Annotated in this window: 12 protein-coding genes; 9 read left to right on the forward strand and 3 right to left on the reverse strand. The window is 46.6% G+C overall.

What is annotated here, in order from left to right:
* Positions 1-39: 39 nt before the first annotated feature.
* Complete coding sequence (locus GT360_RS04860) at positions 40-1,254, reverse strand: pyridoxal phosphate-dependent aminotransferase (RefSeq protein ID WP_164647782.1); 1,215 nt, start codon at positions 1,252-1,254, stop codon at positions 40-42.
* 306 nt (positions 1,255-1,560) lie between these two features.
* Here GT360_RS04860 and GT360_RS04865 point away from each other — a divergent pair, with 306 nt between their 5' ends.
* The 7 genes from GT360_RS04865 (at position 1,561) to GT360_RS04895 (ending at position 9,105) form a co-directional block, all read left to right on the forward strand.
* On the forward strand, positions 1,561-2,880 hold the full coding sequence (locus tag GT360_RS04865; protein ID WP_164647783.1) for an isochorismate synthase: 1,320 nt from the start codon (positions 1,561-1,563) through the stop codon (positions 2,878-2,880).
* Entirely contained in the window at positions 2,877-4,571 is a 1,695-nt protein-coding gene (gene menD, locus GT360_RS04870; protein ID WP_164647784.1) for a 2-succinyl-5-enolpyruvyl-6-hydroxy-3-cyclohexene-1-carboxylic-acid synthase, read from the forward strand. The genes GT360_RS04865 and menD overlap by 4 nt, the downstream gene beginning before the upstream one ends.
* Complete coding sequence (gene menH, locus GT360_RS04875) at positions 4,561-5,355, forward strand: 2-succinyl-6-hydroxy-2,4-cyclohexadiene-1-carboxylate synthase (RefSeq protein ID WP_164647785.1); 795 nt, start codon at positions 4,561-4,563, stop codon at positions 5,353-5,355. Before menD ends, menH begins: the two co-directional genes overlap by 11 nt.
* Before the next feature lie 45 nt (positions 5,356-5,400).
* Positions 5,401-6,267, forward strand: a complete 867-nt coding sequence (gene menB / locus GT360_RS04880) for a 1,4-dihydroxy-2-naphthoyl-CoA synthase (protein WP_164647786.1) — start codon at positions 5,401-5,403, stop codon at positions 6,265-6,267.
* 142 nt (positions 6,268-6,409) lie between these two features.
* Positions 6,410-7,396, forward strand: a complete 987-nt coding sequence (gene menC / locus GT360_RS04885) for an o-succinylbenzoate synthase (RefSeq protein ID WP_164647787.1) — start codon at positions 6,410-6,412, stop codon at positions 7,394-7,396.
* Positions 7,397-7,398: 2 nt separating this feature from the next.
* Positions 7,399-8,856: an o-succinylbenzoate--CoA ligase gene (gene menE / locus GT360_RS04890; protein ID WP_164647788.1), complete on the forward strand. Its 1,458-nt coding sequence runs from the start codon at positions 7,399-7,401 to the stop codon at positions 8,854-8,856.
* Between the two features lie 75 nt (positions 8,857-8,931).
* Complete coding sequence (locus tag GT360_RS04895) at positions 8,932-9,105, forward strand: hypothetical protein (protein WP_164647789.1); 174 nt, start codon at positions 8,932-8,934, stop codon at positions 9,103-9,105.
* Here GT360_RS04895 and GT360_RS04900 read toward each other — a convergent pair.
* Complete coding sequence (locus tag GT360_RS04900) at positions 9,102-10,973, reverse strand: MFS transporter (protein WP_164647790.1); 1,872 nt, start codon at positions 10,971-10,973, stop codon at positions 9,102-9,104. The genes GT360_RS04895 and GT360_RS04900 overlap by 4 nt on opposite strands.
* Positions 10,974-10,981: 8 nt before the next feature.
* Complete coding sequence (locus GT360_RS04905; RefSeq protein WP_164647791.1) at positions 10,982-11,578, reverse strand: TetR/AcrR family transcriptional regulator; 597 nt, start codon at positions 11,576-11,578, stop codon at positions 10,982-10,984.
* 214 nt (positions 11,579-11,792) lie between these two features.
* On the opposite strand from GT360_RS04905, the gene GT360_RS04910 reads away from it, so the two are divergent.
* Positions 11,793-12,695, forward strand: coding sequence for a Tim44 domain-containing protein (locus GT360_RS04910; protein ID WP_164647792.1), 903 nt, complete (start codon positions 11,793-11,795; stop codon positions 12,693-12,695).
* Positions 12,696-12,817: 122 nt separating this feature from the next.
* Positions 12,818-13,138: a DUF1244 domain-containing protein gene (locus tag GT360_RS04915; RefSeq protein ID WP_164647793.1), complete on the forward strand. Its 321-nt coding sequence runs from the start codon at positions 12,818-12,820 to the stop codon at positions 13,136-13,138.
* The last annotated feature ends 37 nt before the right edge of the window (positions 13,139-13,175 follow it).

Consider the following 13,175-nt stretch of genomic DNA (forward strand, 5'->3'; position numbering starts at 1 on the left):
TAAGCTAACAAAACGATTGAATATCTTAATGTTAGCGGTTTATTGGGAATAAGTAGACAAGAATCTCTCAAATCGGCCAATTGCGGTTTCTAAATCATCGATGTGCGGTAGAGTGACAATTCTAAAGTGATCGGGTTTAGGCCAATTAAAGCCAGTACCTTGCACCAGCAGAACCTTTTCTTGAATCAAGAAGTCGAGCACCATCTTTTGATCATCTTTGATGTTGTAGCGTTTGGTGTCGATCTTCGGAAATAAATACATGGCACCTTTAGGCTTGACGCACGACACTCCTGGGATCTGATTGATCAACTCATAGGCTTTATCGCGTTGCTCAAGAAGCCGTCCACCCGGTAAGATCAGTTCATTAATACTCTGATAGCCCCCCAGTGCGGTTTGGATGGCATGTTGCATGGGCACGTTTGCACATAAACGCATCGACGCCAGCATATCAAGGCCATTGATATAACCTTGAGCGAGATGCTTAGGGCCAGTAAAGAACATCCAACCGCCACGGAAACCACAAACGCGGTAGGCTTTAGATAAGCCGTTAAATGTCGCGACAAGAACGTCATCAGTCAGCGTAGCGATCGACGTATGCACGGTACCGTCATAAAGCACTTTGTCGTAGATCTCATCGGCAAAAATGATCAGCTTGTGCTGGCGAGCGATCTCGATGATCTCCAGCAGATAGTCGCGACTGTAAACCGCTCCCGTCGGGTTATTTGGGTTGATTATGACGATACCACGAGTTTTTGGCGTGATTTTACTGCGAATATCATCGAGATCCGGGTACCAGTCAGACTCTTCATCACACATGTAATGAACAGCTTTGCCGCCAGATAGCGCGACTGATGCCGTCCATAGTGGGTAATCCGGTGACGGCACAAGCATTTCATCACCGTTATTGAGCAGCGATTGCATGGCCATCACAATCAACTCAGACACCCCGTTGCCGATGTAGACATCTTCAACGTCTAAACTGTGTATCCCTTTCTTTTGGTAATGCTGAACAACGGCTTTACGGGCAGAGTAGATACCTTTCGAATCACAGTAACCTTGTGATGTCGGTAAGTTGCGGATGACATCTACCAGGATCTCATCAGGAGCATCAAAGCCGAATGGGGCAGGGTTGCCGATATTCAGCTTAAGAATTTTATGCCCCTCTTCTTCCATTTTCTTAGCATGTTTGAGTACAGGCCCGCGTATGTCGTAGCATACATTATCGAGTTTGCTCGACATTCCGATATTTTGCATTATTTAACCCCAAATAAATAACCTTTTTCATTATTAAACCATATAAAACTAGACCTTGATAGAATAATAAACTGTAGATTCGAATTTATTCATCAAAAGGTCTGAAAGTGTCCGTTACCACAGGTGCTTGAATGATGAGCGGTTCGGCGTAAATATGCGGCGTTTGATCTTGAAACCGAGTACATCTCTTGATTTGAATCGATGCAATCAATACATTAGCCTTCTAATCATAGAAAAGTGCTATCACCAGCATAGTGTTGATTGTTAAGACATAGACACGTCTGAGTGAGCGATGAGGATACCGAGTTGAATTTCGCAACAGCCATCACAACGTTAATCCATCAAATCGAGACTGATCGAAGCGGTAAAGTGCGTTTCACGCACCCGTTTGGTTGCAGTCCAGGATTAGACCAAAGCAACTTGGTTGATTGGCTCGAAGCACAAACTATTTACCCCAAATTCTATTGGCAAGATCGTGATGAGACTGAGCAGGTGGTTGCGCTTGGTCAAACCTATACCTTTCAAGACCCTGCTCCAGCGTATACAATATTGGGCGAGCGACAGAGAGTTTGGGGCGGTCGGGCATTTTCGCCATCAGCAAAGGGTGGCAAACGCTGCCTCTCTTCTTTCTTTTTTCTGCCGATTATCGAAATCGTGGTGTCCAATCAAACGTGCTCGTTAATTGTTAATACTAACCGTTCAAAAAGCGATTCGATTAAGGCGCTTAAAAATCTAAATCTTGATGTTCGTCTCTCCAAAATACAAAGCCCAACGGTCGTCACAGCTCGCCACACTCCAGAAAAAGGGCGGTGGTGTGAGTTGGTCGATGACGCCTTAAGTGCGATAGAGAATGACCAGTTTAAAAAAGTCGTGCTGGCGAGAAAGACGAGTCTTGAACTTAAAGCGCCAGTGGCGGCGGCTGATATCATTAAAATGAGTCGCTTGAGCAACCACAATAGCTTTCATTTTTTGTTTGCGATGGATGCTGGGCATAGTTTCATTGGCTCGACACCAGAGCGTCTGTATCAGCGCAGTGATCGAATACTTAAGACCGAGGCCCTAGCAGGAACCATTGGTCGAGGAGAGTCTCTGGCTGAAGACAACGAACTTGCTGATTGGCTTAGTGCAGATAGTAAGAACCTCAATGAAAATCAATATGTTGTGGATGATATTTTGGATAGGCTAGCCCCTCTTACTGAGAGTGTCCACGTAGAACCACAGGCCAATTTAATTCGTTTACGACGGGTACAGCACCTAAAGCGTTCAATCTATGCCCAGCTTCATAATGATGTGAAGGGGGTTGAGTTGCTCGATGCGCTTCAACCAACCGCGGCAGTCGCAGGACTTCCTCGCGATACTTCGATGCAGTTCATAGAAGACAATGAGCCCTTTATGCGTGGCTGGTACGCTGGTTCAGTCGGTTATCTAAGTCACGAGAAGGCGGAGTTTTGTGTGGCGATTCGTAGTGCTCTAGTGGTTGATAACACAATACATCTGTTTGCCGGTGCGGGCATTGTACCCGGCTCAAAAGCCGAACATGAATGGCAGGAACTCGACAAAAAACTGTCTACTTTGCTGTCGCTGATTATTGAAGAAGAAACGGAAGATTTAGGAGTGATTTCGTGAATACTCATCAACCGACACTCAACAGGACTTGGTGTCATATCCTACTTGAAGAGCTGTTTCGATTAGGTGTCAGGGATGTGTGTATTGCTCCGGGGTCACGCTCAACGCCGTTGACGTTAGAAGCAGACCTTCATGCAGATTTAAAGGTTCATACTCATTTTGATGAACGAGGCCTGGGCTTTTTTGCTCTGGGATTGGCGAAAACTAGCCAAAGCCCGGTGGCTATCATTGTCACGTCAGGCACGGCGGTAGCCAACCTGCTACCTGCAATTGTAGAGTCGGGTCTTACCAATGAAAAGTTGGTGGTGTTGACGGCAGATAGACCCCAAGAGCTGATAGGTTGTGGTGCCAACCAAGCGATTCATCAAGCTGGAATTTTCTCCAAACATGTCACTAACAGTGTGTTTCTCCCGAGTCCTAATCGATCTTATACCTGGCTATTATCGACCATAGACCATGCCATGTTTGAGCAGGGAGAATTCGGCGGTGCGGTCCATATAAACTGCCCTTTCCCCGAGCCGCTATACGGAGAAGTCGATATCGAGTTAGAGATTGCGACACACCTGGAAGTGCAAAATTGGTATTCACAGGGTGCTTCGTATTGCAATATTGAGCAACGGGATATCAGTGCCAGTCTCGATTGGTCTCTAGCCTATAAACGCGGTGTATTAGTGCTTGGACGATTGACGCCCGAGCAAGCTGAAAACGCCAAGCGTGTTGGAGAGCAGTTAGGCTGGCCAGTGCTTGCCGATCCGCAATCGGGTATTAGTACTAACTGGCGTCATTATGATCTTTGGCTTCAAACGGGCAAAGGCAAAGAAGCACTGTCGGGTTGTGAGTGTATTGTTCAGGTAGGGGACAGATTGGTCTCTAAGCGCCTTAACCAGTGGATTACACAGCAGGTCAAAGAACAAGGGGTGGCCTACAAGGTGGTTAGCCAGTCGCATCAAAGACTAAACCCTGAACACTTGCCGCAGCAAAGGCTAATAACTTCGATCGACTCGTGGCTCACATTGCTCAACGATAGGTTAGAAGGTATCCGTCCACCTTGGTTCCAATTTGACTATGCGTGGCACATCGCTATTCAGCAGGCTGTTGAGAAATACAGTACGACTGAGGAGGCAACAGAGCTGTCTGTTGCTCGGTGGCTAACGACTCAATCTTATGCAGAACATGTGTTTATTGGTAACAGCTTAATCGTTAGGTTGATCGACATGGTTGGGTTTAGTGCAAGGCAGTATGTGTATACCAATCGCGGGGCATCAGGCATTGACGGATTGGTTGCGACCATGGCTGGCGTTCATTCGCACTTACAAAAGCCGATGATATGCCTTTTAGGTGACACCTCGCTACTTCACGACCTAAACTCCCTCGCTTTACTATCAAAGAGCTCTGTGCCGAATATCGTATTGGTGACGAACAATGATGGGGGCGCAATATTCGATCTGCTTCCAGTGCCAGAACAACAAAAGACCAACCTATATCAGATGCCACATGGTTTTAACTTCAAACACGCCGCAGCGCAGTTTAACCTCGGTTATGAGCAGGTTAAAACAATGGAAGACTTGGAGGGACGTATCAGTAAGCATATTACTAGTGGTATTGGGACGTTGCTGGTGGAAATTGTTACACCACCGAACCAAGCATCAGAGCAGTTGAAAACACTCGTAGCAGAATTGCATGCTCTTTAGTCAATATTTCCCCCCTAATGCGTCGACGAGGGAGAGGGCTCATTCTCTTCCTTTGCTGGTTTTTCTCCACGGTTTTCTGGGGAGTCACGAAGATTGGCTTGCGAGCACGGTATTGCTGGATGACTATCCTCGTTTGCTGATTGACTTGCCGGGCTTTGGACGCAGTAAACATCTATCCTGTCAAAGCCTAGATTGCTGTTTTTCTAAAATCAATGACGTTCTAATTCATCCATCATATCAGGGACGCAATATCGTTATAGTGGGCTATTCGATGGGGGGAAGGCTGGCATTGAGAGGGCTAGTGGAATCTGTGTTTGCCCAACTACCGCTCGTTGGGGTGGTTGTTGAGGGAGCCCATTTGGGCTTAAAGGATGCTCAGGCTCGTCACGAAAGAGAGCGAAATGATGAGCAATGGGCCTCACGCTTCGAGCAAGAGCCAATCGAACAAGTCTTGAGCGATTGGTATCAACAAGCGGTTTTTTCTTCACTGAATGATGACCAAAGACAAACACTTGTCGATATTCGCAGTGATAATCTTGGACAGTCCATCGGAGCGATGTTACGTCTGACTTCGCTTGCACATCAAAGTTATTTACTTCCGTCCTTGCACAAACAAACCGTGCCTATAAGGTACCTATGTGGTGAGAAAGACGAGAAATTTAAACAGCTTGCTGTAGATAGTGGTCTACCCTATACCCTAATACAGGGGGCTGGACACAACGTTCATCATGAATGCCCTGCACAGTTTGCATCGGCACTCGGGGATATTGTTGAGACATTTTGAGCTTTCGACTCGCGTCTCGGCAGATTAACAAGTTAGGAAATACTCATGGCAAAAACAGTCGGAATCAGTGAAGAAGAGTTGTACGCACCGGTCAATTGGCAAAATTGCACGGCAGAATATGAAGATATTCACTATCACAAGTCGGAAGATGGCATCGCAAAAATCACTATCGCACGCCCACAAGTGAGGAATGCTTTTCGTCCTCAAACGGTAAAAGAGATGATTAACGCTCTGGCGGACGCACGTTATGACGAGTCTGTTGGTGTGATCATTTTAACAGGACTCGGTGAAGATGCGTTCTGCTCAGGTGGTGACCAGAAGATCCGTGGCGATTATGGCGGTTACCGTGATGATTCAGGAACACATCACCTCAATGTATTAGATTTCCAACGTCAGATCCGTACTTGTCCGAAACCTGTGATTGCGTCAGTTGCAGGCTGGGCTGTTGGTGGTGGTCATGTTTTGCATATGATGTGTGATTTAACGATCGCTGCTGAAAATGCTCAGTTCGGTCAGACAGGCCCGAAAGTCGGTTCGTTTGATGGTGGTTGGGGCGCTTCATACATGGCACGCATTGTTGGTCAGAAAAAAGCGCGAGAGATCTGGTTCTTGTGCCGTTTCTATGATGCGCAAGAGGCGCTAGATATGGGCTTGGTCAACACGGTTGTTGCTCTCGAAGATTTGGAGAAAGAGACGGTACGTTGGTGTCGTGAAACACTGCAACACAGCCCAATGGCATTGCGCTGCTTGAAAGCGGCACTGAACGCGGATTGTGATGGTCAAGCTGGCCTGCAAGAGCTTGCTGGTAACGCAACCATGATGTTCTACATGACGGACGAAGGTCAAGAGGGCCGCAACGCATTCAACGAAAAGCGTCGACCTGACTTCAATAAGTTCCCTCGTAACCCGTAATCTAAACTGAACTCTACGTGACATAACTGGTCACAGTATCAGCACTTGCGATGACCTCACTACTCTGAGCGAGTGCTGAATTCACTATTCTGTACTACATTACTCGAACACTGCCCCTTACTACCTCTCGACAGGAGTTTTCATGCGCTCTGCAAAACTTTATCTTTATCAAATCCCTATGGATAGTGGCGTAATTTTGCGCGATGAGAAGCTCAAGGAGAGAGTGGGGTATGTTGTACAACTTTCTGACGATGGCAGACAGGGCTATGGGGAAATTGCACCACTGCCCGGCTTTAGTCACGAGTCTTTAGATGAGCTTTATCAGTTAGTGATTGAGCGCTGTCAACAGTGGATTGAAACGGGCAATTTGGAGTATTCCAGCCTGCCACCAAGCGCTGCGTTCGGTTTGTCGATGGCGCAAATGGAACTGACAGGTGAGCTGCCGCAAGAGGGCAATTATAACGCTGCTCCTCTGTGTAGCGGTGACCCTGATGAGTTGCTGCCGGTGCTCGAGAAGATGTCGGGAGATAAAGTTGCGAAGATAAAAGTCGGGCTTTATGAGCCGATTCGCGATGGCATGATCGTGAATTTATTTTTAGAGTCTATCCCCGAGCTTAAGCTGCGCCTTGATGCAAACCGCGCTTGGACATTAGACAAAGCCCGGAAGTTTGCCGAATATATCGCCCCATCCTTACGTCGCCGAATTTCTTTTATTGAAGAGCCTTGCCAACAGCCGAGTGACAGTTTCACTTTCGCTATTGAAACAGGGATAGCCATTGCGTGGGATGAGACACTACAAGACGCAGTGAAGCAACCTGATTTTCGTTTGGCAGACCTGACTGGCGCTAAAAGTATCGTGATCAAGCCGACGTTGATTGGTTCAGTGCCAAGCTGTGTTTCGCTGATTGAACAAGCCAATGCATTAGGTATTCGTGCTGTTCTTAGCTCTAGCTTAGAGTCGAGTTTAGGTTTAACTCAAATTGCTCGCCTTGCGCATTGGAAGACGCCGCTGGTGACACCAGGGCTAGATACGCTTGGACTGTTCCAACGTCAGCTTGAGATAGCGTGGCCGGGCAGCGATTTACTAGTAGATACTCTTGATGCGCACAGTCTTATTTGGCAAGGCTAAGCATGCAAGCTCCTTGGAACCAATACGCAATACGTCACCCAGAGCAGGTTGCTCTGAAAACGTCAGATACTCAATGGAATTGGCGAGATTTACAGACTCAAATTGATGGGGTCGCCTCTCAAATCGCAGCAAAAGGGATTGAGCCTGGGGATGTTGTTACCGTCATCGGCAAGAACAGCTTAGAGGCTCTGCTGGTGTATCTCGCCAACTTAAAACTGGGTGTGATCACGGCATGGTTGATGTCTGAGCCTCTGGCAAGCCTCAAAGTTAAGCTAGACCAACTGTACCCCACAAACGACACGATTTTGAAAGGACAGTCCAGCTTAAAGGGACAGTCCACACATTACTTTTTCGTTTTGGACAGTGATTGGTCTTTATTAGGCGTAGAAGCCAATAATTATCTTTGTGAACAAATGCATCGACTGTGTATAGACTTCCAGTCGGACACGGTTTCAGCTGATATTAAACAGAAGTGCTTTGATAGTGAGGCGATTTGCAGCATTATTTTTACTTCTGGTTCTATGGGCAACCCAAAAGCGGTGGCCCATCGCTACCGCCAACACCAAGCCTCTGCTTTGGGGTTATTAGATGCATTTGAATATCAAGCAGGGGATACTTGGTTGCTGAGCCTACCCCTTTATCACGTTTCAGGGCTGGCCATTGTTCATCGCTGGTTGGCGGCGGCAGCTTGCCTTAAAGTCGGAATGGCGAATTTGGATGAAGATGTCACAGGCGCAACTCACGCCTCCCTAGTTCCAACGCAACTTAAGCGGCTTCTAAAAACAGCTTCGTCGCTGCATTTAAAACGTGTCCTGTTGGGGGGAGCGCACATCCCTCATCAACTCGCACTTAAAGCACAACAGCAAGGTATCGATACTTGGCTAGGTTATGGTATGACCGAAATGGCGTCCACCGTCACGGCAAAGCGAGTTGATTCGCAGCCAGGGGTAGGGCAGGTATTGGCAAATCGTAAATTAAGACTGAAAGATGGCCGCATACAAGTTTGCGGACAAACACTGGCTGAGGGGTATTATGAGCAGGGCAATATTAAACCATTAGCGATTGATGGCTGGTTTGATACCAAAGATCTTGCCCACTACCACGATAAGCAGCTTATCATAGATGGCCGCGCGGATAATTGTTTCATATCGGGGGGCGAGAATGTTCACTGCGAAGAGATTGAGTGGGTCGCGAACCTATATCCAGAAGTGATCCAATCGATAGTCATACCGATTAAAGACGAAGAGTATGGCGCACGTCCACTGCTGTTCATTCAAACCACAGCATCCTATGACCAGTCCACATTTCGTCAATACCTGAAAGACAGTCTCATCGGTTTTAAGCGCCCTGATGATATCGAGTTGCTACCCAATCACCTACTAGAGGGGGGAATTAAACTGTCTCGTTACCAAGTGAAATGTTGGGTTCAACAACACCTTCCTGAACGGATTGTTATGTAATAGCACGAAATCGTATTTCATTTCATTGAGGGAGCAAGATAACCTGCCTTCATTCTATTGATTGAGGTGCTGGGTGTGAAAGGGATATTTCTGCTGTTACTGATAGGCGCAGTGTCTGTTGCATTGATGACTGACGATTTGATCAAAGCCCTAGCTGAATTGGTTGGATTTGTGTGTTTAGTCGCTCTTCTCTTTCTGACTAAAAAAAAGAAAAGAGCGAACATCAAACTTGAAGCAGAAGAACTCTAGCGGTAATCGCCGCGAAGCTTGGACACCTTGTCACGTAATAGCACCGTTGTCGCATCGGAAGGCAACACTGGTTCACCCGCTTCCACCTCTAACTTTGACCAAAAGCGACTTGGCAAGCCCTTACAAGCACTGCCCTTATATCGACTAAAGTAGCTACCCCACAACCCTTTTACTGCCATAGGGATGACCGGGACAGGGCTGCGACGCAATATAATATCCATGCCACGCATAAATTCTTGTACTTCACCATCGGGGGTGAGTCGGCCCTCAGGGAAAATACACACGATATGACCTTGCTGAAGAGCCTCTTCTACCTCAGTAAATGCTCGGCGAATAGACCCTTTGCGGTTTGCTGAAATTGGGATGACCCCAGCTCGTTGTAGGAACCTTCTGATCGGTCGGTAATTGGCGTAGTCCTCTTCCATAACAAAACGGATTAACCTAGGGCAGACAGCGCTAAGCAGCAACGCGTCCATATAGCTGACGTGGTTACACACAATCAGCGCCCCGCCGTGTTCAGGGATATGGTGAAGGTTCTTGTGTTTGACACGATACATTGTATGAGTGAGCACCCACACAAGGAAACGAACCGCAAATATTGGGACTTTCAAGAAAATTCGAATAGCAACAATGGCATTAAGTAGCGCAAGGAGCTTGAATAGCTGAGTAATATTTAGCTCGAGTACGCTCAAGACCACAATCCCCATAACGGCACTGCCGACCATAAACAGAGAGTTGTAAATATTAAGTCCAGCGATCACTTGTGCACGTTGTTTTTCATCGGCTCTTTGTTGCAGTAGCGCGTATAGAGGAACAATGAAAATACCGCCAGAAGCGCCAAGCAGCAGTAAGTAAGCAAACAGAGGCCATAATGCATCGTAGCTTACAAAATCCGTTAAGTTATGGAAGCGAGGCAGTGTCTCTGGAACAGCTTGTGCCATCAGCCAGCCAAACACGGTAATGCCAATACTGCCGATGGGTACGATACCAATATCAATTCTGTTTTTTGATAGCTTGTCACAAGCCAATGAACCCAAGGCTATACCAATTGAAAACAGCGCGAGCAAGAAAGAGACCCCTGCCTCTGTGCCGTTGAGATGGACTTTCGTGAAGCTGGGAAACTGCGTGAGGTAAACGGCCCCCAAAAACCAAAACCAACTGATAGCGATGACCGACCAGAAAATAGTACGATCTTTACCAACAATACCCAGCGTTATTTTGGTTTGTGTGTAAGGCTGCCACTTAAACTTGATATTAGGGTCGCTGGCAGGAGAGAGCGGAATCGAGCGACTAGACAGGTAGCCCGCGATGGCGAATACAACCACAGCAACTGCCGCTACGTAGTGTGCGTTTTCTGCTGAAGCGATCATGCCCGCCCCAATGGTACCAAGAAGTATGGCGAGAAAGGTCCCCGTTTCAACCAATGCATTTCCCGATAATAACTCTTCAGACTTTAATTGCTGAGGCAGTAGGGCATATTTAACAGGCCCGAAGAAGGCGGATTGTGTCCCCATCAGAAAAAGCAAAAGAAGCAGTACCGCATAGCTCTGAGTAATAAAGCCAACCGCCCCTAGGAGCATGATACTGATTTCAAACAGTTTGACCTTGCGGATAAACCACGATTTCTCATATTTGTCAGCTAATACCCCTGCCGTTGCCGAGAATAGGAAAAATGGCAGAATAAATAGACCGGCAGCGAGATTGATAAACAGGTTACTGGACATAGGTAGTGCACTTGAACCTGCGAAAGCAACAAAGATCAGCAGTACGTTTTTAAAAATGTTGTCATTAAAAGCGCCAAAAAATTGGGTGATAAAATAAGGTAGAAAACGCTTAGACTTTAGAAGTTGAGCTTGTTGAGTAGCCATTTTTGTTCTTACTCCTGCCAAGACGCAAGGTAGTTGGTTAGCAAGTCGGCAATAAGTTGTTTGCCATCGATAGGCTCAGCCGCAAAAAATTTGTCGTCAACGGCGAGCAACGTAATACCGTGAACACCAGCCCAAAGTACTCGGCTTGATTGCAGAACTTCGGCCTCACTTCGATTGGGACAAATCGACTTTAACAGTCCCTCGAGCATAGTTGTCATGCTATCAATGCGTTTCGCTTGCCACTCAGGAAGCGCTTCTCCATTCATATTATGTTGGAAAATTAACTGCCAGCGGTGTGGATTATTAAACGCGAAATCATGGTAGCAATAGGCTAGTTGATAAAGAGCTTGGCGATGATCACCCTGTTCGTTAACAATTTTAGCGCTCTGTTGTGAAAGTTCATCGAGTGTTTCAGCGACTACGCGAAGTAACAGTAGATTATAGTTACCGAATACATTAACCAGCGTGCTGGGTACATAGCCGATCATTGTGGCAATTTTTCTTAAACTCAGCTCATGATGAGAGTGCTCTTGAAGAAAGTCTTTAACGCTCGCGAGTGTTAAAGCGGTTAACTCCTCTCTCGTATGGTCGTTTCTGCGCGCCATTTTCTGGTCTCTTTGTGAACAATGTTCAATATTTTATGAACCTAGGATCACTACGTCAATCTTGTCATACATTTAACGCGATAGTTCTCACTCACTAGACGCAAACGTTTTTGCAATATCCTGATACATCAATTCGATCTTACCGAGTTCCCAAACCGTATTTATAGAGCTAAGATAACTGCGATTTTGCAACAATTCATTATCAAGGAACTGCATGAAACGTTTATTATCACTCATCGCGCTGATTATTGTGTCTGTATCAGTCGCTCCGTACGCTGAAGCCAAGCGCTTTGGTGGCGGTAAGTCTTTTGGTAAGAGCTTTAAGACGGCTCCCGCACCAAAACAGCAACAGCAGAACACAAACACGCTGCGTCGCGACCAAAACCAGACACAAAACGCGGCTGCGAACTCCGGTCGTAAAGGTCTGATGGGTGGCCTAATGGGCGGCCTACTCGCGGGAGGACTGTTAGCAGCGTTCTTTGGTGGAGCATTCGAAGGTATTCAGTTTATGGATATCTTAATCTTGGGTCTAATTGCCTTCTTCGTGTTTAAGCTAATGCGAGGGTTACTTGGTAATCGCCAAGGTAGTATGAATCAACATCGCTCTCAGCCTGCATTTGGTGGACACACACCGAATGACCACCAGTCTAACCGACAAAGTTTTGAGCAACAGCCTGCGTTTGATACTCAGCAACCACAGGGAGCACAAGGTTTTGGTTTCGGTGCACAAACCGACGTGCCGCATAACTACCCACCAGGTTTTGATCAAGCTGCGTTCTTAAATGGCTCGCGAGAGCACTATCGTATTTTGCAAGGGGCATGGAATCACAACGAATTGGAGACAATTCGTGAGTACGTATCCCCAAGCTTGTTCGATGATCTCATGTCAGAACGTGCCAAGTTGGAAGGCGAGCAGCATACAGATGTCATGTACATTGACGCAGAGATTGTACGTGCAGATTATGATGCAAGCACAGCACAGTTGAGCCTTCAATTTACCGGTCGCTACCGAGACGCAGTAGAAGGTGTTGAGGAAGATATCAGTGACGTTTGGCACCTTGAGCGTGACTTGACTGTACCAAATGCACCTTGGTTGATTGTTGGTATTCAAAGCTAACAAAAACGGCTTTTCCATAAAATGCCCAAGCATATTGCTTGGGCATTTTTTTATTCGTGACTTGGGTATATAGTGAATCATCCAAGAATTAGAACAAAGAGTCAGTAAAGGAACCTTTAATAATGACAGATTTCAAATACAAACAACTCTCTCAACAGGAACAAGATCAACTTGATGCGGCTGTATTTCGTAAGTTGTTGGCTCATTTAGACGCTAACAAAGACGTACAGAATATCGACTTGATGATTTTGGCGGGCTTCTGTCGCAACTGCTTCAGTAAATGGTATAAAGCGGAAGCTGAGCAAAAGGGGCTGGATATCGATATTGATGACGCCCGAGAACGTGTCTATGGCATGACTTATGATGAATGGAAGCGTGATCATCAACTGCCAGCAACACCGGAGCAACTTGCCGCGTTTGAAGCTCGAAACGCTAAAAAATAGGGAAAAATGCAGCTAAATGGCTGCATTTTTTACTAAA

It is taken from the genome of Vibrio astriarenae, assembly GCF_010587385.1.
Lineage (GTDB): Bacteria > Pseudomonadota > Gammaproteobacteria > Enterobacterales > Vibrionaceae > Vibrio > Vibrio astriarenae.

Bases quoted from the DNA above. Each gene is read 5' to 3' on its own strand.
- GT360_RS04915 (WP_164647793.1), top strand. From the start codon at position 12,818: ATGACAGATTTCAAATACAAACAACTCTCTCAACAGGAACAAGATCAA.
- menC (WP_164647787.1), top strand. From the start codon at position 6,410: ATGCGCTCTGCAAAACTTTATCTTTATCAAATCCCTATGGATAGTGGC.
- menB (WP_164647786.1), top strand. From the start codon at position 5,401: ATGGCAAAAACAGTCGGAATCAGTGAAGAAGAGTTGTACGCACCGGTC.
- GT360_RS04910 (WP_164647792.1), top strand. From the start codon at position 11,793: ATGAAACGTTTATTATCACTCATCGCGCTGATTATTGTGTCTGTATCA.
- menE (WP_164647788.1), top strand. From the start codon at position 7,399: ATGCAAGCTCCTTGGAACCAATACGCAATACGTCACCCAGAGCAGGTT.
- GT360_RS04905 (WP_164647791.1), bottom strand. From the start codon at position 11,578: ATGGCGCGCAGAAACGACCATACGAGAGAGGAGTTAACCGCTTTAACA.
- GT360_RS04860 (WP_164647782.1), bottom strand. From the start codon at position 1,254: ATGCAAAATATCGGAATGTCGAGCAAACTCGATAATGTATGCTACGAC.
- GT360_RS04900 (WP_164647790.1), bottom strand. From the start codon at position 10,973: ATGGCTACTCAACAAGCTCAACTTCTAAAGTCTAAGCGTTTTCTACCT.
- menH (WP_164647785.1), top strand. From the start codon at position 4,561: ATGCTCTTTAGTCAATATTTCCCCCCTAATGCGTCGACGAGGGAGAGG.